The sequence below is a fragment of the Pseudomonas sp. D(2018) genome (assembly GCF_005502555.1).
Taxonomy (GTDB): Bacteria; Pseudomonadota; Gammaproteobacteria; order Pseudomonadales; family Pseudomonadaceae; genus Metapseudomonas; species Metapseudomonas resinovorans.
The window spans coordinates 39,570-60,352 of record NZ_SCOK01000021.1 but is presented as its reverse complement, the minus strand read 5'-3'; the positions used below and the strand labels follow the sequence as shown (position 1 = coordinate 60,352).

Genomic DNA, 20,783 nt, shown 5'->3' with positions numbered 1-20,783 from the left:
GGGGGGCGACTTCGGTCGCGAATCAAGTCGCCCCTGCAGTGCTTTGCTTGTACCTGGCCGGTGAAGGCGCACACTGGCGGGTGAATCTGGATAGGGAGTGCTGATCATGGATCTTCAACTGGAAAACCGCAGTGCCCTTGTATGCGGCGGCAGTTCCGGGTTGGGTTTCGGCGTGGCCGAGGCTCTGGCCAGGGAGGGGGTGCGGGTCTGCCTGCTGGCGCGCAACCTGTCGAAACTGGAGTTGGCGGTGGAACGCATCCGCAAGGAGGGCGGCGAGGCACAAGCGGTCGCGGTGGACCTGAATGACCTGGGCGCTGTGGACATGGCCATCGAGCAGGTGGTGGCGGCCATTGGTGCGCCGGACATTCTCGTGGCCAACAACGGCGGGCCGCCGCCGGTCAATGCGGTGGATTTCGACCCGAAGCTCTGGCATCAGCAGCTGGACGCCATGCTGCTCGGCACCCTGGCCCTGACCAATGCCTTCCTGCCCGGTATGCGCCAGCGCCGCTTCGGCCGCATCCTGATGATTTCGTCCACCAGCGTGGTGGAGCCCATCCCGGGGCTGGTGCTGTCCAGCGCCTTGCGGGCTGCCCTGGCCAACTGGGCAAAGACCCTGTCCGCCGAGGTGGCTGCCGATGGCGTGACGGTGAATACCCTGATGCCCGGCTCGTTCTGGACCGAGCGCACGGAAACCTTGCTGCTCCGCGCCGCCGAACGCAGCGGTACATCAGTGCAGAGCCTGATGGCCAGGGAGCAGGCGGCGATTCCCGTGGGGCGCTACGGGGCTGCGGAAGAGTTCGGCGCGGTGGCGACCTTCCTGGCCAGCCCCTTGGCCAGCTATGTGACCGGGACGTTGATCCCGGTGGATGGTGGGGTGTTGAAAGGTTGATGGGGCAGGCCTTTGGCCTGCTAGGGCCGCGTAGCGGCCCCAAGGAATCACCACGCGCACGACGGCTCGAAGCTGTCGGCCCGCGCCATTGCCCACATGCGTTCGTAGAAGTCCGCTTCGATCCTGTCGTTGAGCAGGTCTCCCGGCTTGAGGAAGACGTGGATCTGCGAGAACAGGCGAATCTCCTTGTCTGAAACACGCCGCACCAGGTGGCGGGGCTCCAGTTGGTTGGGGTGCTCGAGGCCGGCTGCGGCGAGCATTTCCGCCAGGGCCTTCAAGGTATTGCGGTGGAACATCTGCACCCGTTGGGCCTTGTCCGGTACCACCAGGGCGCGCTGGCGCAGCTTGTCCTGGGTGGCGACGCCGGTGGGGCATTTGTTGGTGTGGCAGGACTGCGACTGAATGCAGCCGATGGCGAACATGAAACCGCGCGCCGAGTTGGCCCAGTCGGCGCCGATGGCCAGCACGCTGGCGACGTCGAAGGCGCTGATGATCTTGCCGCTGGCGCCGAGCTTGATCTTGTCCCGCAGGTTCAGCCCCACCAGGGTGTTATGCACGAACAGCAGACCTTCGCGCAGCGGCACGCCGATGTGGTCGGTGAACTCCAGGGGCGCCGCGCCGGTGCCGCCTTCCTTGCCGTCGACGACGATGAAGTCGGGGAGGATGCCGGTTTCCAGCATGGCCTTGGCAATGCCCATGAACTCCCAGGGGTGGCCCAGGCAGAACTTGAAGCCCACCGGCTTGCCGCCGGACAGCTCACGCAGTTTGGCGATGAACTGCATCATCTCGATGGGGGTGGAGAAGGCGCTGTGACGTGACGGGGAGATGCAGTCCTCGCCCATGGGCACGCCGCGGGTAAGGGAGATTTCCTCGGTGACCTTGTGCTTGGGCAGGATGCCGCCGTGACCGGGCTTGGCGCCCTGGGAGAGCTTGATTTCGATCATCCGCACCTGTGGGCTGCGCGCCTGGGTGGCGAAGCGTTCCGGGTCGAACTGGCCGTCGCTGGTGCGGCAGCCGAAGTAGCCGCTGCCCAGTTCCCAGACCAGGTCACCGCCATTCTCGCGGTGGTAGGGGCTGATGCTGCCTTCGCCGGTGTCGTGATAGAAGTTGCCGAGCTTGGCGCCACGGTTCAGGGCGCGGATGGCGTTGGCGCTAAGGGAGCCGAAACTCATGGCGGAGATGTTGAACACCGAGGCCGAGTAGGGCTGGGTGCACTGCGGCCCGCCGACTACCACACGGAAGCTGGACGGGTCGCTGAGCGGCGCCGGGCGCATGGAATGGCCGATGAATTCATAGCCGGCCTTGTAGACGTCGATCAGGGTGCCGAAGGGCTTGTCGCCGCCCTCGTTCTTGGCCCGTGCGTAGACCAGCGAACGCTGGGCGCGGGAGAAGGGCAGGCGGTCGTCGTCGGCTTCCAGCAGGTACTGGCGGATTTCCGGGCGGATGCCTTCGACCAGGTAGCGGATGTTGCCCAGGATCGGGTAGTTGCGCCGCACGGCGTGGCGCGACTGCATCAGGTCGAATACGCCCAGCACGCTGAGCCCGGCAGCGAGGAGCGTGAAGGGCCAGACCCAGTCGTGGTCAGTGAAGGGCAGGCTGAACAGTGTGAACAGTACGCAGAAGGCGAAGAAGGCGTAACGACTCAGCAGCGAGAGGCTCATGCGGATTCCTTGTGTGCAGGTACCGGCACAGAGTAGTGCGAATGGGCGGGGATTGCCTTGCCGGGGCTCAAGAATGGGGTCTTGTCCTACAGGAATGCGGTTCGCAATGTGGCAGGAAAACGAAAACCCGGCATTAGCCGGGTTTCGAGAGTTTGAGCGAGTTGGGATCAGCTGACGCGCTGGGCTTGCAGCAGACGGTCGGAACCGCCTTCAGCGATGCGGTTGGCGCCGGTACGGTCGGAGCCCCCTTCGGCGATGCGGTTGGCGCCGGTGCGGTCAGAGCCCCCTTCGGCGATGCGGTTGGCACCGGTGCGGTCGGAACCGCCTTCGGCGACGCGATCCAGGACCATGTAGCTGCCTTCAGCGGCAACCGGGTCGGTGCCCTGGGAGGAGGATGGCAGAGCGAAAACAGAGCTGCTCAGGGCGGCGATGAACAGGGCGGCGAAGGCTTGGGTTTTCATGGTCTGGCTCCTCGTAGGGGGCTGGAAACTGGGTACGGGGCCAATCTTACGGATAGGGGGTTGATTAAAAAGTGATCACGCGCGATAGAGACCATCAACGCCGTTGATGGTTGACTAAATTCATCAATATCAATGTCTTGTGTTGCTTCTTCCCGCCAGACGTGCCGATGACGGCGTCAGACCGGAGCAAGCTTGTAGGGTGGACATCGATTTTCATGCCCACCCTGCGCGGCGGAACCAGCCTCCAATGGTGGACCGGTAGAGCGTGGTCCACCCTACGGAAAAGCGAAACCCATCGGGCGGAGTGACAGGGCTCGCGGATCGTTGGTTTTCGCTGCGCTCTACGCCAACCTACGGGTCTGTAGGATGGGTTGAGGCACGAAACCCATCAGGCGGAGTGGCAGGGCGCGCGGATTGTTGGGTTTCGCTGCGCTCTACGCCAACCTACGGGTTCGTAGGATGGGTTGAGGCACCGCAGGGAGCCGAAAAAAGAAAACGGCCCCGAAGGGCCGTTTCTTGTACAGCGAGGTCGTTAGCCGCCGAGGTAGGCGTCGCGGACCTTGGGGTCGTTGAGCAGGTCGTCGCCGCTACCCTGCATGACGATGTGGCCGTTTTCCAGCACATAGCCACGGTCGGCCAGCTTGAGCGCCTGGTTGGCGTTCTGTTCCACCAGGAAGATGGTCACGCCGTCCTTACGCAGCTGTTCGATGATGTCGAAGATCTGCTGGATGATGATGGGTGCCAGACCCAGCGAAGGCTCGTCGAGCAGCAGCAGCTTGGGCTTGCTCATCAGCGCGCGGCCGATGGCGAGCATTTGCTGTTCGCCGCCGGACATGGTGCCGGCGCGCTGCTCGAAGCGTTCTTTCAGGCGCGGGAACAGGTGCAGCACCTTGTCCATCTGCTCCTGGAAGTCGCCCTTGGCGGTGAAGAAGCCGCCCATGGCCAGGTTTTCTTCGACGGTCAGGCGGGCGAACACGCGGCGGCCTTCCGGCACGACGGCGATGCTCTTGCGCATGATGTCGCAGGATTCCTGGTCCACCAGCTCTTCGCCCTCATAGCGAATGCTGCCGCTGGCCGCGCGCGGCGAGCCGCACAGGGTCATCAGCAGGGTCGACTTGCCGGCACCGTTGGCACCGATGAGGGTGACGATCTCGCCCTTTTTCACATCCATGCTGACGCTGTGCAGCGCCTGGATCTTGCCGTAGAAGGTGGAAACCTTGTCGAAAGTAAGCATGGCTCAGGCCTCCCCCAGATAGGCTTTGATCACGTCGGGGTTGTTGCGGATCTGCTCCGGCGTGCCGTCGGCCAGGGGGGTGCCCTGGTTGATCACGTAGATGTGGTCGGAGATGCTCATCACCAGCTTCATGTCGTGCTCGATCAGCAGCACGGTCACGTTGTGCTCGTTACGCAGCATGGCGATCAGCGCCTTGAGGTCGTCGGTCTCACGCGGGTTGAGGCCGGCGGCCGGCTCGTCGAGCATGAGGATGCGCGGGCGAGTCATCATGCAGCGGGCGATTTCCAGGCGGCGTTGCTGACCGTAGGCCAGGGTGCCGGCCGGGCGGTTGGCGACCTCGGTCAGGTTGACCTTTTCCAGCCAGTGGGCGGCGTACTCCATAGCCTCGCGTTCGCTCTTGCGGAAGCCCGGAGTCTTCAGCAGGCCGGCGAGGAAGTTGGTGTTGAGGTGGCGGTGCTGGGCGACCAGCAGGTTTTCCACCGCCGTCATTTCCTTGAACAGGCGAACGTTCTGGAAGGTCCGCACCACGCCTTTGCGAGCGATCTTGTGGCCCGGCAGGGCTTCGATCTGCTCGCCATCCAGACGGATGCTGCCGGAGGTCGGCTGGTAGAAACCGGTCAGGCAGTTGAACACGGTGGTCTTGCCGGCGCCGTTCGGGCCGATCATGGAGACGACTTGTTTTTCCTGTACGGTCAGCCCCACCCCGTTGACGGCCAGCAGACCGCCGAAGCGCATGGTGAGACCGCTTACTTCGAGAATCGGGCGGCTCATTGTTTCAGCTCCAGGTGGGGACGTTGCATCGGCAGCAGACCTTGCGGGCGCCAGATCATCATCAGCACCATCAGAGCGCCGAACATGAGCATCCGGTACTCGCTGAACTCACGCATGAGTTCGGGGAGCAGGATCATCACGATGGCCGCGAGGATTACGCCCAACTGGGAGCCCAGGCCACCGAGCACGACGATGGCGAGGATGGTCGCCGACTCGATGAAGGTGAAGGACTCAGGCGTCACCAGGCCCTGGCGCGCGGCGAAGAAGCTGCCGGCAAAGCCTGCGAAGCAGGCGCCCAGGGTAAAGGCGGAAAGCTTGATCACGGTGGGGTTCATGCCCAGTGCGCGGCAGGCGATCTCGTCTTCGCGCAGGGCTTCCCAGGCGCGGCCCAGCGGCATGCGCAGCAGGCGGTTGATCACGAACAGGGTCAGCAGCACCAGCAGCAGGGCGATCAGGTAGAGGAAGACCACCTTGTTCACCGAGTTGTAGGCGAAACCGAAGTACTCGTGGAAGGTCTGCAGGCCTTCTTCGGCACGGCGCTCGAACGACAGACCGAACAGGGTCGGTTTGTCGATGTTGCTGATGCCGTTGGGGCCGCCGGTCAGCTCGGTCATGTTGCGCAGCAGGATACGAATGATCTCGCCGAAGCCGAGGGTCACGATGGCCAGGTAGTCACCGCGCAGGCGCAGTACCGGGAAGCCGAGGATGAAGCCGAAGAAGGCCGCCATCAGGCCGGCGATCGGCAGGCACACCCAGAAACCCAGGCCGTAGTAGTGCGAGAGCAGGGCATAGCTGTAGGCGCCGACGGCGTAAAAGCCGACGTAACCCAGGTCCAGCAGGCCCGCCAGGCCGACCACGATGTTCAGGCCAAGGCCGAGCATCACGTAGATCAGGATCAGCGTGGCGATGTCCACGGCGCCGCGGGAGCCGAAGAACGGCCAGACCAGGGCCAGCACGATCAGGCCGAGGATGAACCAGCGCTGGGTGGAGGGCAGGGTGAGGAAGTTCGCGGTGCCCTTCGACATGCCCGGCAGCTTGGGCGCAGAGGCCCAGGCCCCCTGGACTTTTTCACGCATCAGTTGCCAGAAGAACATGGCCACGGCGCACGCGGCAATGGCCAGCAGGGTGGGGGTGTCGGCACCGGTGACCACCAGGCCCACGCCAACCACGCTGAGTTTCAGGCCGAGGATGGGGTAGGCGACGGCCAGCACCAGGAGGGCGCTGAAGAACGCCGTTTTGAGTCGAGTGTTCATACCTTCTCCACCTCCGGACGGCCAAGGATGCCGGTCGGCCGGAACAACAGGACCAGAACCAGCAGGCTGAAGGCCACGACGTCCTTGTACTGGTCGCCGAAGAGGTCGGCGCCGAAGGCTTCGGCCACGCCCAGCACCAGGCCGCCGAGCATGGCGCCCGGAATGCTGCCGATGCCGCCGAGCACGGCTGCGGTGAAGGCCTTGATACCGGCGAGGAAGCCGATGTGCGGGTTGATCACGCCGTATTGCATGCCCAGCAGCACCGCGGCCACGGCGGCCAGGGTGGCACCGATGACGAAGGTCAGGGCGATGATGTTGTTGGTGTTGATGCCTAGCAGGTTGGCCATGCGGATGTCTTCGGCACAGGCGCGGCAGGCACGGCCCAGGCGCGAACGCGAAATGAACATCGTGAGGCCGTACATGACCAGGAAGGTGACCACGAAAATCAGGACCTGCATGTAGGAGATTACCACGCCATTCATGGTGCTCTCGCCGAACACGAAGTTGCCCGGAATCAGGTTGGGGATCGCCTTGTCCTTGGAGTCCTGGGTCAGCAGTACTTCGTTCTGCAGGAAGATCGACATGCCGATCGCGGAGATCAGCGGGATCAGGCGGTTGCTGCCGCGAAGGGGACGATAGGCGACCCGTTCGATGCTGTAACCGTAAGCACTTGCAACGATGATGCTCGCAGCGAATGCCGCGACGATAACGATCGGAAGGCTTTCCAGACCGAGCATGGTGAGCCCGGCAATCACGATGAAGGCTACGTACGAGCCAATCATGTAAACCTCGCCGTGGGCGAAGTTGATCATGCCGATGATGCCGTAGACCATGGTGTAGCCGATGGCGATCAGGGCATAGGTGCTGCCAACGGTAAGCCCGTTAACCAGCTGTTGCAGATAGTGATAGAGATCAGGCATTCCCTAACTCCTCGGGCATCACGAAAAGCGGCGCTTGTGGCGCAGCGGAGCCCGTAAAACACGGATAAACAAAGCCCACTGCCGTAGCAGTGGGCTTTGCGTTCAGGCGGGAAGCTTATTTAGCTTCGGTTTTGGTGCCGTCCTTGTGCCACTCGTACACCACGAAGCTGAAGTCCTTCAGATCGCCCTTCTCGTCGAAGGCCAGGTTGCCGGTCGGGGTAGCGAAGGAGTTGGCGCGCAGGGCGGCAGCTACCTTGGCGGTGTCGTCTTCGCCAGCTTTCTTGATGCCTTCGGCGATGACTTGAACGGCAGCGTAGGCCGGGAACACGAACGGACCGCTCGGGTCCTCGTTCTTGGCCTTGAAGGCGTCTACCAGGGCCTGGTTCTTCGGATCCTGGTCGAAGGACTTCGGCAGGGTGACCAGCAGGCCTTCGGAAGCCGGGCCAGCGATGGCGGACAGCTCTTTGTTGCCTACGCCTTCCGGACCCATGAAGCGTACTTTCAGGCCTTTTTCAGCCGACTGGCGCAGCAGCAGGCCGAGTTCCGGGTGGTAGCCGCCGTAGTAGACGAAGTCCACGCCAGCCTGCTTCAGCTTGGAAACGATGGTGGAGAAGTCCTTGTCGCCGGCGTTGATGCCTTCGAACAGGGCGACTTTCACGCCTTTGCTTTCCAGGGTCTGCTTCACGGCAGTAGCGATGCCTTCGCCGTACTGCTGCTTGTCGTGGATGACAGCGACGGTCTTCGGCTTGACGTGGTCAGCGATGAAGTTGCCGGCGGTCGGGCCTTGCAGGCTGTCCAGGCCGATGGTGCGGAACACCAACTGGTAGCCACGGGAAGTGATGTCCGGGCTGGTGGAAGCCGCGGTGATCATCAGGATGCCTTCGTCTTCATAGATGTCGGACGCGGGCTGGGTGGAGCTGGAGCAGAGGTGGCCAACTACGTAGTGGATACCGTCGTTGACGATCTTGTTGGCTACGGCAACAGCCTGTTTCGGATCACAAGCGTCGTCATAGACCACGCCTTCGAGCTGAGCGCCGTTCACCCCGCCGGCCTTGTTGATCTGCTCGATCGCCATCTTGGCGCCGATGAATTGCATCTCACCGTACTGGGCAACCGCACCGGTCACCGGGCCAGCCAGGGCGATCTTGATGGTGTCAGCTGCTACGGAGTAGCTGGCGACACCGGCGAGAGCCATGGCGGCGAACAGTTTGGAAATCTGCTTGGTAGCCTTATTCATAGTGCTCCACTCTTGTGTTTTTCATTGTTGTTGTCCTGATTGCCGAGGCTACGGGACAGGGAATTGCACCCCGCCAACACTCCCCGGCAACTGTACCGGAACAGTGTAGATTGCTGATTTGCGGCTTGAAAAGTCGGGTTTTGATGGCGGAATGATCTTGTGTCGCTTAATCGAAACAAACGTATAGAAATACGGCGTGTCTCGCGTGTGGCTGGCGTCGTCAAGGCGGGCTTGTCTGAATGTTGCTCGACGCTATCATTGCGCCCCCCAATCCATTCGTTACCAACCAACACAAAACAAGCCATGAACGATAACGCTAGCACCCTCTATGCCAAGCTGCTTGGCGAAACCGCCGCCATTACCTGGGAAGAGCTGCAGCCCTTCTTCGCCCGTGGCGCGCTGCTCTGGGTCGATGGCGCCGAAGATCTGGTGGCCGTTGCCCTGGCCGTGGCCGAAGACGACAAGGCTCAGGTCGCGGCCTTTCTGGCCGCCGGCAAGCTCAGCAAGGTGGAGGAAGACCGTGCCCAGGACCTGCTGGCCCGCGATCCGAAGCTCTGGGCTGTGGTGGTAGCGCCCTGGGTTCTGATCCAGGAGCGGGACGAAGCGCCGACCCGTCACTGACGGAGCGCGCGGATGGAGCCCAGGGAGGGGCTCCAGGAGTGTGCCGCATGCCCGGTCCTGCACTAGTCAGGGGCAGCGGCGAAATCGGTGGGGCGAGCTAGACTCAACCCACCTTCTACTTCTCTTTGATATCCACAGGGAGTGCCATCATGTTCGAACCAGGCCATGTACACCGGGCCAATATCCCCGGTATTCCGGGGCAGCAGGAATTCTCCATCGACCTTTATTACGAAGCTCGTCCTAACCCCAAGGAGGGCACCATGCTGCACTTCCGCATGGTGGGCGAGATCGCGGGCAAGCCTTTCGAGGAGGAGTTCGAGATGCACCGCGACACGGCATTCAACTTCGCTGCCGTGGTTTCCAAGGTGGCGGTTAAGAACGGCCTGAACCCCAACAACACGCTGATCATGCGTAATCACAAGGAATACGACCTGATCTTCGAAGATATTCGTCGCGTGCTTGGCGCCGAGCCGGGCGAGGCGGTGAACTTCGATCATCTGGAGAAGGACGGCCTTTGACCTTCGTCCCGGTGGAGGCCACGGCGTGGTTTCCACCTTTCTGCCTGGCCAATCTGAATCGATGGGTATCGCTTAGCTCAACCGCATCCTACGACTGCGAAGTCAGCTGTAGGTTGGCGTAGAGCGAAGCGAAACCCAACGACCCTCTACGTGCTGACCCAACGCTGGCGCATCCAGCCACTCAGGGCATCCACACCCAACACCAGAATCAGCATGGCAAGGATCACGCTGGACGCTTGCGCCTCCTGGAACAGGCTGAGGCTCACGTAAAGCATTTGCCCCAGGCCGCCGGCACCGACGAAGCCGAGCACGCTGGCCATGCGGATGTTGTTCTCCCAGCGATAGAGCATGTAGGCCACCAGTTGCGGCCATACGGCGGGCAGGGTGCCGTAGCAGAACGCTGCAACGCGCCCGCCGCCATTGAGGCGGATGGCTTCGGCGGGTTCCGGCGGGGTGTTCTCCAGGGCCTCGGCGAAGAGGCGGCCCAGTACCCCAGCGGTGTGCAGGGCCAGTGCCAGGGTGCCGGCATTGGGACCGAGGCCCGCGGCCAGCACCATCAGGGCAGCCCAGACCAGTTCGGGCACGGCGCGCAGCGCATTCAGCAGCAGGCGCGCGGTCCCTTGGGCCAGACTGCCGAAGCGGCCAGCCGCAGGCAGGGCGATGAGCAGGCCCAATAGCGCCGCCAGCAGGGTGCCGAGTGCCGACATGGCGAGGGTTTCCAGGGCGCCCCAGCCGATGGCCCTGAGGTGGGCGTTGGAAAAGTCCGGCTGGAGGAAGCGCGCCGCGTAGCTGCCCATCTGCTGCAGGGCGTCGCCACTGACCAGCGCGCCCAGGTCGATGCCCAGCCAGATAAAGGAAGTGGCCGCGGCCGCCAGCAGGGCGAGGATCACCAGGATGTTGCCCACTCTCATGCGAACCTCCCGCGCAGGAAGCGGCTGAGCTGGTCGGCCAACAGCACCAGGGCAAGGAAGGTCAGCAGCATGCTGGCGACTTCACCGCCGGCGAACATACGCATGGACAGGTCCATCTGCTGACCGAGTCCGCCAGCCCCGACGAAACCCATTACCACCGAGGCGCGCACTGCGCATTCCCAGCGATAGACGGTGTAGGAAATCATCTCCGCCGCCGCGCTGGGCAGCACGCCGTAGGCGAATGCGGCCAGGCGCGGGCTGCCGGCGGTGAGCAGGGCGCGGGTGGGGCGCGGGTCGACGGACTCGAAGATTTCCGCATAGACCTTACCCAGCATGCCGCTGTAGGTGATGGCGATGGCCAGGACCCCGGCGGTGGGGCCCAAGCCCACGGCGCGGACGAAGAGCAGCGCCCAGACGATTTCCGGCACGCTGCGCAGGAAGATCAGCAGGCCACGCACCGGCCAGCGCAGGGCCTGGGCCCACCAGGCCGGACGGCCGCCACGGGGCAGGGCGGAGAGCGACAGGGCGCGGCTGGCCCAGAGCGAGGCGGGCAGGGCAATCAGCAGCGCCAGGCTCATGCCGGCGGTGGCGATGGCCAGCGTCTCCAGGGTGGCGCGGCCTAATAGAAGCAGAAACTCCTCGCCGTGCTCGGGCGGCCAGAAGGCGGAAAGAAACTGTCCCATGGTGCGGGCGTTGCCTTCGTCCAGCAGCACGGCCGGGTTCAGCTCGCTCAGCTTCAGGCCGGGCCAGAGCAGCGCCACGGCCAGCAGGGTCAGCAGCAGGCGGGGCAGCGCGGCAGGGTCGCGAGGCGCCGATCTCAGCATCGTGGAATATGCAGCGCGGGGGCCGCCACGGGCGGAGAAGACGGCACGTCGCCGCGTAATTGCTCGTTGGCGTAGAGGGCGTCCAGGTCGGCCTGGCTAACGGCCTCCCGTGGGCGATCGAAGGCGATGCGCCCGTCTCGCACACCCACGATGCGTGGGAAGTGTGCCAGCGCCAGTTCCACCGCGTGCAAGCTGGCCAGCAGGGTGACGTCGCGGCGACTGGCATCGGCGCAGAGCACGCCGAGGGTGTGGTCGGCCAGCACCGGGTCCATGGCCGAAACCGGTTCGTCGGCGAGGATCAGTTCTGGGGCCTGGTAGAGCACACGGGCGATGCCTACGCGCTGTAGCTGGCCACCGGAGAGTTGGTCGCAGCGCTCGAAAAGCTTGTCGGCGAGATCGAGGCGGGCAAGGGCTGTTTGGGCGCCTGTGCGGTCCAGTGGGTGCAGCAGACTGAGCAAACCTTTGGCCAGGGACCATTGGCCGAGTTTGCCGGCCAGCACGGCGGTGACCACCCGCTGGCGCGGAGGAATCGGCGGGGCCTGGTGGACGAGTCCGATGCGCGCGCGAAGGCGCTGGCGCTCCCGCGCAGAGAGCGTCCAGGGCGCCGCACCGAGCAACTGGAACTGCCCGGTGGCGGGTTTCAGGCTGGTGGCGAGCAGGCGCAACAGGCTGGTCTTGCCAGCACCGGAAGGGCCGATGATGGCTACCCGTTCGCCGCTGGCGACGCTCAGGTCGATAGCCTGTAGGGCAGGCAGGCCGTTGGCGTGGACCAGGTCCACGCCGTGTAGCGACAGGCTCACTTCAACAGGCCGGCCGAGCGTGCTGCTTCTTCGATGCCCTGGTAGTTCTCGGGCTTGGTCGGGATGAAGCGGGTAGCGGCCTGCAGGTCGAGGATCGCCTTGTGCTCCGGGTTGGCCGGGTCGAGGGCGAGGAAGGCCTGCTTGATCTTCTCGGCCAGGGCCGGGTCCAGGGTGCCGCGCACGGTCCAGTTGTAGTCGTAGTAGGGCGGGGTGGTGGCGAAGACTGTCACCTTGTTGGTGTCGACCTTGCCGGCGTCCACAAGCTTCTGCCAGACGCTGGCGTTGAGCACGCCGCCATCCACCTTGCCAGCCTGGACCCAGGCCACGGTGGCGTCATGGGCGCCGGAGTAGGCGACGCGGGAGAAGAACTCCTCGGGCACGACGCCGTCCTTCTGCATGAAATAGCGCGGCATCAGGCTACCGGAGGTGGAAGACACCGAGCCGAAGGCGAAGGTCTTGCCCTTGAGGTCCTGCAGGGACTTCACCGCCGGATCGGCGCTGATGAATTTGCTGGTGAACTTCTCGTCCTGCTCGCGCTGTACCAGCGGAACGGCGTTGCCGGTTTTCAGGCGGGTCTGGACGAAGGTGAAGCCGCCGAGCCAGGCCATGTCCAGGCGGTCGGCCGCCAGGGACTCCACCACCGCGGCGTAATCGGCCACGGGCACGAACTCGACCTTCATGCCGAGTTGCTGCTCGAGGTAAGCGCCGAGGGGCTTGAATTTGCGCAGCAGTTCGGTGGGGGCTTCGTCAGGAATAGCCGAGACTTTGAGGACGTCGGCAGCCTGGGAAACAACGGCGGACAGGGACAGGGCGAAGCCGGCCGCGAGGGCCAAGGAGCGTTTGAACATGGGATTCTCCGGTTCAATAGCGGAAAAGGCAGGCGGATTATAGTGATCGGACGATCGCTTGGTAGCTTCATCTCGCTCAGCAGGCAGTTAAGATGTGCGTTTCGCCAACCGCCTGGAGTTATGGCATGACCGCTCCCCTGCCTTCCATTGCCTTTGCCGGTATCGGCCTGATGGGCCTGCCCATGACCCGCCGCTTGCTGGCTACCGGCTTCCCGCTGACCGTGTGGAACCGTTCCCCGGAAAAGTGCGCGCCGCTGCTGGAGCAAGGCGCCCGCCGTGTGATGACGCCGGCCGAGCTCTGTGCCGAGGCGGATATCGTGATGCTCTGCCTGGCTGACACCCGCGTGGTGCGCAAGGTGGTATTCGGGGAGGGCGGTATTGTCGAAGGGGCGAAGCCCGGGCAACTGCTCGTGGACTTTTCCAGCCTGGAACCGGCCGCCACCCGTGAGATGGCCGCCGAACTCGAAGCCCGCACCGGTATGCGCTGGATGGATGCGCCCGTCTCTGGCGGCACCCCCGGCGCCGAGGCCGGCACTCTGGTGATCATGGCCGGCGGGCATGAAGACGACGTGGAACGGGTGCGGCCGATCCTCGCTCACCTGGGCCAGCGACTGACCCGCATGGGCGCGGTAGGTGCCGGGCAAGTGACCAAGGTGTGCAACCAGATGATCGTGGCCTGCAATGCCCTGGTGATCGCCGAAGTGGTGGCCCTGGCCGAGAAGGCCGGGGTGGACGCCAGCCTGATTGCCCCGGCGCTGGCCGGCGGTTTCGCTGACTCCAAGCCGCTGCAGATCCTCGCGCCGCAGATGGCCGAGAGCCATTTCGAGCCGATCAAATGGCATGTGCGCACGCTGCTGAAAGACCTGGACACCGCCGTGCGCCTGTCCCGCGAGCACGACTCGGCGACGCCCCTCAGCGGCCTGGCAGCGCAACTGATGCGTCTGCACGGCAGCCAGGGCAATCTGGAGCGCGATCCGGCTACGCTGGTGGAAATGTACCGGGAGGATCACTGATGAAGATCGCCGCCAACCTTTCACTGCTATTCACCGACCGCCCGTTGATCGAGCGTGTGATCGCTGCGCGCGTCGCCGGCTTCGATGGCGTGGAAGTGCAGTTTCCCTATGAGTTGCCGGCTATCCGCATGAAGGAAGTGCTGGAAGCGGCCGGCCTGCCGTTGATCCTGTTCAACCTGCCGGCTGGCGACCTGATGGAAGGTGGCCCCGGTCTGGCAGCGGTGCCGGAGCGCCAGGAGCAGTTCGACGATGCCCTGGCGCAGGCGCTGGCCTATGCCGCGATGACCCGCCCGCGCTTCGTCAACGTGCTGGCTGGGCGCAAGGCCGACGGTGTGACTCGGGAGCGGGCGCTGGCCTGTCTGGCCGCTAACCTGCGCAAGACGGCCGAGGCCTTCGCCGTACTGCGCATCGGTGTGGTCTGCGAGGCGATCAACCCGCTGGATATGCCGGGCTTCCTGATCAACACCCCGGAGCAACTGGATGAGCTGCTGCGCGATGTGGATCATCCCAACCTCAGCGCCCAGTACGACCTCTATCACATGGCCCGCCAGGGCGTAGACGCAGCAGCGGGCATTCGCCTGCTGGCCGGCCGCATCGGCCATGTGCAGTTCGCCGACTGCCCCGGCCGTGGCGAGCCAGGTACGGGCAACACCGACTTCGGCCCGGCGCTGCGCGCCCTGCAGGAAGACGATTACCCCGGCTGGATGGGGGCCGAATACAAACCTGCCGGTGTGACCGCCGATACCCTCGGCTGGCTGCCGGAGTGGAAGGCCCGACTGGCCTGAGCTGCCGGCGCCCCCACAGCGAAATGATTTGGCATTTTGTAGAGAGAACACCATGAACGACCCTATTCGCCTCACCCAGTACAGCCATGGTGCTGGTTGCGGCTGCAAGATTTCCCCCAAGGTGCTGGAGGTGATCCTCGCCGGCAGCGGCGCGCAGAACCTCGACCCCAAGCTCTGGGTGGGCAACGCCTCCAAGGACGACGCTGCAGTCTACGCCCTGGACGAGGAGCGCGGTGTGGTGTCCACCACCGACTTCTTCATGCCGATTGTCGACGACCCCTATGACTTCGGCCGCATTGCCGCCACCAACGCCATCAGCGACATCTATGCCATGGGCGGCGACCCGCTGATGGCCATCGCCATTCTCGGCTGGCCGGTCAACCTGCTACCGCCGGAAGTGGCTCGCGAAGTGATACGTGGTGGCCGCTCGGTGTGCGACGAGGCGGGCATTCCCCTGGCCGGTGGGCACTCGATCGATGCTCCCGAGCCGATCTTCGGCCTGGCCGTCACTGGCGTGGTGGACAAGCGCCACATGAAGCGCAACGACACCGCCACCGCCGGCTGCAAGCTTTACCTGACCAAGCCGCTGGGCATCGGCATCCTCACCACCGCCGAGAAGAAGGGCAAGTTGCGCGAGGCCGATGTAGGGCTGGCCCGCGACTGGATGTGCACCCTGAACAAGCCCGGTAGCCGCTTCGGCAAACTGGCAGGGGTCAAGGCGATGACCGATGTCACCGGTTTCGGCCTGCTCGGCCACTTGGTGGAAATGGCCGACGGCAGTGGCCTCACCGCCCGTGTCGAGTACGCCAAGGTGCCCAGCCTGCCTGGCGTGGAGTACTACCTGGAACAGGGCTGCGTGCCCGGCGGCACCCTGCGCAACTTCGACAGCTACGGCGATCGCCTGGCACCTTTGGCCGAGGTGCAGAAGCTGCTGCTCTGCGATCCACAGACCAGCGGCGGCCTGCTGGTGGCGGTGACTCCGGAAGGGGAGGCGGAATTCCTCGCAGTGGCCGAGGAGCTTGGTCTGCAACTGGCGCCTATTGGCAAGCTGCACGAGCGACAGAGTCTCGCGGTCGAGGTGTTCTGATGCGTCCGGACACCTCGAATTACCGCGACATCTTCCTCAATGACCTGCCGATGATGGACGCCCGCGCGCCGGTGGAGTTCGTCAAGGGCGCCTTCCCGCATACGGTCAATCTGCCGCTGATGACCGACATCGAGCGGCAGAAAGTGGGCACCAGCTACAAGCTGCATGGCCAGGACGCTGCCATCACCCTTGGCCACCAATTGGTCAGCGGCGCCGTCAAGGCGGAGCGCATCGAGGCTTGGGCCGCCTTCGCCCGCGCCAATCCCCAGGGCTATCTCTACTGCTTCCGTGGCGGGCTGCGTTCACAACTGGTTCAGCAATGGCTGAAGACGGAAGCGGGCATCGAGTATCCGCGCGTGAAAGGTGGCTACAAGGCGATGCGGACCTTCCTCCTGGAAACCACCCAGGATGCCGTGACCCAGTGCGACTTCGTGCTGGTCGGTGGCCTCACCGGTACCGGCAAGACCGACGTGATTGCCCAGTTGGCCAACAGCCTGGACCTGGAGGGCCACGCCAACCACCGCGGTTCCAGTTTCGGCAAGCGCGCAACCCCGCAACCGGCGCAGATCGACTTCGAGAACGCGCTGGCCATCGACATCCTGAAGAAGCGTGCAGCGGGTCATGAACAGTTCGTGCTGGAGGACGAAGGGCGCATCGTTGGCAGTTGCTCGGTTCCGCTGGAGCTTTACCAGGGCATGCAGGCATTCCCGCTGGTCTGGCTCGACGACAGTTTCGAGGACCGGGTGGAGCGCATCCTGCGCGATTACGTGGTGAACCTGTGCGCGGAGTTCATCGCGACCCACGGCGACGAGCATGGCTTCACGCGCTTCGCCGAACGGTTGCGCCAGAGCCTGGACAACATCGTCCGGCGCCTGGGCGGTGAACGCCACCAGCGCATGACGGCGCTGATGGACCAGGCCCTGGTCGAGCAGGAAGCGACCGGAAACGTGGACTTGCACCGGGGCTGGATCGAAGGCCTGTTGCGCGAGTACTACGACCCCATGTACGCGTTTCAGCGCGAGAGCAAAGCGTCGCGTATCGAGTTCGCCGGGGAACAGGCGGCGGTGCTGGAGTATTTGCGGCAGCGTCGGCCAGCGCGGGGCTGATTCAGCCCTTCACGCCGGATTCGAATCCACCGGCCTCAGGGGCTGCACATTGCTGCTGCCCAGCCTGTGGGGGTGGCGCAGGAATTCTTCGATGCTGGCCAGTGGTTGGGGACGACTGAGCAGATAGCCCTGGATGTAGTCGCAGCCATGGCCGCGCAGGAAGTCCAGCTGTTCGCGGGTCTCCACCCCTTCGGCGACCACCTGCAGGTGCAGCGTGTGGGCCATGCCGATGATGGCCTGGACGATCTCCATGTCGGCATGGCTGCCGGGAATGTCCATGACGAAGGACCGGTCGATCTTCAGGGTATCCAGGGGCAAGCGCTTCAGGTAGGCGAGCGATGAGTAGCCGGTGCCGAAGTCGTCGATGGAGATGCTTACGCCCAGATTGCGGATGCGCTCCAGCAGGTGCAGGGCCTGGTTGACGTTGTGCATCAGGGCATTTTCGGTGACTTCCAGCTCCAGCCGCTGCGGCCGTACGCCGGTCTCCCGCAGGGCGCGTTGCACTTCGTCCGCCAACTCGTCGCGGCAGAGGTTCAGCGCCGAGCAGTTGACTGCAACGCGCAGGTCCTGGAAGCCCTGAGCGGCCAGTTTGGCCAGGTCCCGGCAGGCTTGGCGCAGCACCCAGGTGTCCAACTGGGCGATGAATCCGTTGGCCTCGGCCACGCCGATGAAACGATCCGGGGGCAGCAGGCCGAGCTGTGGATGTTGCCAGCGCACCAGGGCTTCCAGCTTGGTCACCTGGCCAGTGTGCAGGTCGAGGATCGGCTGGTAACTGAGGAACAGGCCCTGATCCTTGGCCAGCGCGAGATGCAGTTCCTCTTCCAGTTGCAGCTCGAAGGTGGCCTTGTTCTTCAGGTGGCGGCTGAAGAAGTGCAGGTTGTTGCGTCCGCTGCTCTTGGCTTGGTAGAGCGCGAGGTCTGCATGTTTGAGCAGTTCCTCGCAGGTTTCGCCATCGTCCGGGTAGAGGCTGATGCCAATGCTGGTGGTCATGGTGACGTTGCGCCCGGCCAGGGTGATGGGTTCCTTCATGCGCTCCATGATGCGCTGGGACAGGGTCTTGGCCTCCATCAGGTTGCCCAGGCTGGCGAGCACGCAGAATTCGTCGCCTCCCAGCCGCGCGATCACATCTTCGCGACGCAGCACGCTGCGTACCCGGTCGGCCACCACCTTGAGCAACTCATCGCCCGCGTCGTGGCCCAGGCTGTCGTTGACGCGCTTGAAGTGGTCGACATCGAGGAACATGACCGCCAGTGACTGCTTGAACTCGGCGTGGGTTTGCAGCTTCTCCACGAAGTACTCGTTGAAGGCACGCCGGTTGGGGAGGTTGGTCAAAGGGTCGAAATGGGCAACATTCTGCAGTTTCACCTTCACCTGCTCCAGTTCACCCAGCAGGTTGCTGACATGCTGCAGATCGAGTTCCTTGCGTTGCAGTTTCTTGTCGACCCAGGCCACGCACAGGGCAAAAAGCAGCACCATGCTGGCAATTACCGCCAGGCTGGAACCAAGCTGTACGGCATTGTCCGCACGCTCCAGATACAGTTCGGTGCCCTCCGGTACCGCCAGTTGCAGGGCCAGCATGCCGGTGAAGTGCATGCTGCAAATGGCGCCCCCCATGGTCAGACTGGCAGGGATCTTGAGCAGTTGGTGGCCTTCGCCGCGCTCGCGGAAGAAGGTGGACAGAAGCATGGCGGCCATGCTGGCAGCGATGGCGACGCCTACCGAGATGGCGACCATGCCGGGGTGGTAGTACTGGGTCGCCACCGAGCGGATGGCGGCCATGCCGCAGTAGTGCATGAGCGCGATGCCGAGGCCAACGGCCAGGGCCGCAGCCATATAGTGATGCGGTTCGACCTCGGAGCGGCCGAGGGTGTGCATGCCCACCAATGAGGCGGCGATTACGATCAGCAGGGAAAGCGTAGTGGTGGGGATGTCGTAGTCGATGGCGATCGGTGCCTCGAAGGCCAGCATGGCGATGAAGTGCATCGTCCAGATACCGCCACCCAGGCAGCCGGCGCCGAGCCAACTCCAGCGTCGCCGGGTTTCCGGCTGTTGGGCATGGGCGACCCGCTCGACCATGTCGAAGGCGCAGTAGCTGGCACCCGAGGCCACGAGGAAGGCCAGCAGCACAAGCCAGCTGTTGTGGGTGCATGCCAGCAATATCTGGCCATCCGCGGGAAGTGCAGTACCGAAACGCAGGCCCAGCCAGTCCATAGAGGGGATTCCCATGCAGACGGTTAGACTTCGGGGGAGGGGGTTGCTGGCACAATGCCGTCAGTATAGCCAGCGTGGGTGTCCTGGTTTGGACGTCCGTACCTGGGCGCTGAACGGTCGTCGGTGGGGGATGGCCGGCAGGGGTGGGCCTTCATCGCCGCCGCATCGGGTTACATAAATCAAACTAATTTTCGCAGACAGTGGTCGGCTGGACCCTCTAGATTGCAGTATCGACCCCGGCTTGCGGTTACCCGGGGGCCTGACAACAACAACGAGACCGACTCATGCAGCAATCTCCTCAAGCGGCCAATGCCTGGCGCGTGCTCTTCCTGCTGTTCCTGGCGAACCTGTTCAACTTCTTCGACCGCACCATCCCGGCCATCATCATCGAGCCGGTGCGTCATGAGTGGAGCCTGAGCGACTTCCAGCTGGGCCTGATCGGAACCGCCTTCACGCTGGTCTACGCGGTCGCCGGCGTACCCCTGGGGCGCATGGCCGATACCGGCGCGCGAAGAAAGATCATGGGCTGGGGCCTGGCGGTCTGGAGCGGCCTGACCGCGGTGAACGGCCTGGCCTGGAACTTCTGGAGCTTCCTGCTGGTGCGCATGGGGGTCGGCATTGGTGAAGCCAGCTACGCGCCAGCGGCCAACTCGCTGATTGGCGATCTTTTCCCCGCCCACAAGCGCGCCCGCGCCATGGGCATCTTCATGCTCGGTCTGCCACTTGGCCTGGTGCTGGCCTTCTTCACTATCGGCGCCATGGTCAAGGCCTTCGACAGCTGGCGCGCGCCGTTCTTCATCGCCGCCGTGCCGGGGCTGATCCTGGCGCTGTTCATGTTCTTCATCAAGGAGCCTGCCCGCGGCGCCGCCGAAGCCGTGAAGGTGTCCTCCGCAACGCCGGTAGACAAACCGCTGCGCCGGGTGCTGGCGATCCGCACCTTCTGGTGGCTGACCCTCGCAGGTCTCACTTACAACTTCGCCACCTATGCCACCAACTCTTTCATGGTGCCGATGCTGCAACGCTACTTTCTGATGCCGCTGGAGCAGGCGGCCATCGCCACAGGCATCATCACTGGCCTCACCGGCCTGGTGGGGCTGACGCTGGGTGGCTGGGTAGCGGACAAGGTGCACCAGAAGTCCGAGCGCGGCCGCCTTCTGCTGGCGGCCTTCAGCATGCTCGTGGCGGCGGTTTGCACCGGCTATGCGCTGCTGGCCGGGCGTATCGAGATCGGCCTGTTCGTTGCCATCTTCAGTCTGGGCTGGCTGTTCGCCTACAACTTCTACACCTGCGTCTACACCGCCATCCAGGATGTGGTGGAGCCGCGTCTGCGGGCGACCGCCATGGCGCTGTTCTTCGCCGGTCTCTACCTGCTGGGCGGGGGGCTTGGCCCGGTGGTCGTGGGGCTTCTGTCGGACCACTACTCCCAGGCGGCGATGCTGGCGGCTGGCGCGAGCGAGATGAACGAGACGTTCAAGGCCGTGGGCCTGCACAACGCCATGTTCCTGGTGCCGGTAGCGCTGACCCTGACCATGCTGGCTTTGTTCCAGGCGGCGCGTTGCTTCGTGCGCGATGCGGCGAACATGCGTGAAGGGCTGGCGGCTGCAGCCTGATCGACGCCCGAATGCAAAACGGC

20 protein-coding genes are annotated in these 20,783 nt (G+C 64.1%); 8 read left to right on the top strand and 12 right to left on the bottom strand.

Annotation, left to right across the window (positions count from 1 at the left end):
• Window positions 1-106 precede the first annotated feature (106 nt).
• A complete protein-coding gene (locus FFS60_RS15315; RefSeq protein ID WP_028626680.1) occupies window positions 107-889 on the top strand; it encodes an SDR family oxidoreductase in 783 nt (260 codons plus the stop codon).
• Window positions 890-936: 47 nt separating this feature from the next.
• On the opposite strand, the gene FFS60_RS15310 is transcribed toward FFS60_RS15315, so the two are convergent.
• The 7 genes from FFS60_RS15310 to FFS60_RS15280 form a co-directional block, all read right to left on the bottom strand.
• Window positions 937-2,550 carry an FMN-binding glutamate synthase family protein gene (locus tag FFS60_RS15310; RefSeq protein WP_028626681.1) on the bottom strand — a complete coding sequence of 538 codons (1,614 nt, stop codon included), beginning with the start codon at window positions 2,548-2,550 and terminating at the stop codon, window positions 937-939.
• A 167-nt stretch (window positions 2,551-2,717) separates the two neighbouring features.
• Complete coding sequence (locus FFS60_RS15305) at window positions 2,718-3,011, bottom strand: hypothetical protein (RefSeq protein ID WP_137822438.1); 294 nt, start codon at window positions 3,009-3,011, stop codon at window positions 2,718-2,720.
• A 532-nt stretch (window positions 3,012-3,543) separates the two neighbouring features.
• Window positions 3,544-4,245 (bottom strand): ABC transporter ATP-binding protein, encoded by a 702-nt coding sequence (locus FFS60_RS15300; RefSeq protein ID WP_137822437.1) that lies wholly within the window; start codon window positions 4,243-4,245, stop codon window positions 3,544-3,546.
• Window positions 4,246-4,248: 3 nt separating this feature from the next.
• A complete protein-coding gene (livG, locus tag FFS60_RS15295; RefSeq protein ID WP_137822436.1) occupies window positions 4,249-5,016 on the bottom strand; it encodes a high-affinity branched-chain amino acid ABC transporter ATP-binding protein LivG in 768 nt (255 codons plus the stop codon).
• Window positions 5,013-6,269: a high-affinity branched-chain amino acid ABC transporter permease LivM gene (locus FFS60_RS15290; protein ID WP_028626685.1), complete on the bottom strand. Its 1,257-nt coding sequence runs from the start codon at window positions 6,267-6,269 to the stop codon at window positions 5,013-5,015. The genes livG and FFS60_RS15290 overlap by 4 nt, the downstream gene beginning before the upstream one ends.
• Window positions 6,266-7,189 (bottom strand): high-affinity branched-chain amino acid ABC transporter permease LivH, encoded by a 924-nt coding sequence (livH, locus tag FFS60_RS15285; RefSeq protein WP_028626686.1) that lies wholly within the window; start codon window positions 7,187-7,189, stop codon window positions 6,266-6,268. The genes FFS60_RS15290 and livH overlap by 4 nt, the downstream gene beginning before the upstream one ends.
• A gap of 115 nt (window positions 7,190-7,304) precedes the next feature.
• The gene (locus tag FFS60_RS15280) at window positions 7,305-8,426 is read right to left on the bottom strand and encodes a branched-chain amino acid ABC transporter substrate-binding protein (protein ID WP_028626687.1); all 1,122 of its coding nucleotides are present in this window, start codon (window positions 8,424-8,426) and stop codon (window positions 7,305-7,307) included.
• A 303-nt stretch (window positions 8,427-8,729) separates the two neighbouring features.
• Here FFS60_RS15280 and FFS60_RS15275 point away from each other — a divergent pair, with 303 nt between their 5' ends.
• Window positions 8,730-9,047 carry a DUF2288 domain-containing protein gene (locus tag FFS60_RS15275; protein ID WP_028626688.1) on the top strand — a complete coding sequence of 106 codons (318 nt, stop codon included), beginning with the start codon at window positions 8,730-8,732 and terminating at the stop codon, window positions 9,045-9,047.
• A 149-nt stretch (window positions 9,048-9,196) separates the two neighbouring features.
• Window positions 9,197-9,565, top strand: coding sequence for a DUF5064 family protein (locus FFS60_RS15270; protein ID WP_028626689.1), 369 nt, complete (start codon window positions 9,197-9,199; stop codon window positions 9,563-9,565).
• A 146-nt stretch (window positions 9,566-9,711) separates the two neighbouring features.
• On the opposite strand, the gene phnE is transcribed toward FFS60_RS15270, so the two are convergent.
• From phnE to FFS60_RS15250, 4 genes are read right to left on the bottom strand one after another with little or no spacing between them, the layout of a single operon-like run.
• Window positions 9,712-10,476 carry a phosphonate ABC transporter, permease protein PhnE gene (gene phnE / locus FFS60_RS15265; RefSeq protein WP_137822435.1) on the bottom strand — a complete coding sequence of 255 codons (765 nt, stop codon included), beginning with the start codon at window positions 10,474-10,476 and terminating at the stop codon, window positions 9,712-9,714.
• Window positions 10,473-11,300, bottom strand: a complete 828-nt coding sequence (locus tag FFS60_RS15260) for an ABC transporter permease (RefSeq protein WP_137822434.1) — start codon at window positions 11,298-11,300, stop codon at window positions 10,473-10,475. The genes phnE and FFS60_RS15260 overlap by 4 nt, the downstream gene beginning before the upstream one ends.
• Complete coding sequence (locus tag FFS60_RS15255) at window positions 11,294-12,100, bottom strand: phosphonate ABC transporter ATP-binding protein (RefSeq protein ID WP_028626692.1); 807 nt, start codon at window positions 12,098-12,100, stop codon at window positions 11,294-11,296. The genes FFS60_RS15260 and FFS60_RS15255 overlap by 7 nt, the downstream gene beginning before the upstream one ends.
• Complete coding sequence (locus tag FFS60_RS15250) at window positions 12,097-12,948, bottom strand: putative selenate ABC transporter substrate-binding protein (protein ID WP_028626693.1); 852 nt, start codon at window positions 12,946-12,948, stop codon at window positions 12,097-12,099. Before FFS60_RS15250 ends, FFS60_RS15255 begins: the two co-directional genes overlap by 4 nt.
• Before the next feature lie 125 nt (window positions 12,949-13,073).
• Between FFS60_RS15250 and FFS60_RS15245 the strand changes: the two genes are divergently transcribed.
• From FFS60_RS15245 to mnmH, 4 genes are read left to right on the top strand one after another with little or no spacing between them, the layout of a single operon-like run.
• Window positions 13,074-13,961, top strand: a complete 888-nt coding sequence (locus tag FFS60_RS15245; RefSeq protein WP_137822433.1) for an NAD(P)-dependent oxidoreductase — start codon at window positions 13,074-13,076, stop codon at window positions 13,959-13,961.
• Entirely contained in the window at window positions 13,961-14,746 is a 786-nt protein-coding gene (locus FFS60_RS15240; RefSeq protein ID WP_137822432.1) for a hydroxypyruvate isomerase family protein, read from the top strand. The genes FFS60_RS15245 and FFS60_RS15240 overlap by 1 nt, the downstream gene beginning before the upstream one ends.
• 52 nt (window positions 14,747-14,798) lie before the next feature.
• Window positions 14,799-15,833 (top strand): selenide, water dikinase SelD, encoded by a 1,035-nt coding sequence (gene selD, locus FFS60_RS15235; RefSeq protein ID WP_028626696.1) that lies wholly within the window; start codon window positions 14,799-14,801, stop codon window positions 15,831-15,833.
• Window positions 15,833-16,939: a tRNA 2-selenouridine(34) synthase MnmH gene (mnmH, locus tag FFS60_RS15230; RefSeq protein ID WP_137822431.1), complete on the top strand. Its 1,107-nt coding sequence runs from the start codon at window positions 15,833-15,835 to the stop codon at window positions 16,937-16,939. Before selD ends, mnmH begins: the two co-directional genes overlap by 1 nt.
• Before the next feature lie 9 nt (window positions 16,940-16,948).
• Here the strand turns inward: mnmH and FFS60_RS15225 are convergent, their stop codons facing one another.
• Window positions 16,949-19,150 carry a bifunctional diguanylate cyclase/phosphodiesterase gene (locus FFS60_RS15225; RefSeq protein ID WP_137822430.1) on the bottom strand — a complete coding sequence of 734 codons (2,202 nt, stop codon included), beginning with the start codon at window positions 19,148-19,150 and terminating at the stop codon, window positions 16,949-16,951.
• A 284-nt stretch (window positions 19,151-19,434) separates the two neighbouring features.
• On the opposite strand from FFS60_RS15225, the gene FFS60_RS15220 reads away from it, so the two are divergent.
• Window positions 19,435-20,760, top strand: a complete 1,326-nt coding sequence (locus FFS60_RS15220; RefSeq protein ID WP_137822429.1) for an MFS transporter — start codon at window positions 19,435-19,437, stop codon at window positions 20,758-20,760.
• Window positions 20,761-20,783: the final 23 nt, after the last annotated feature.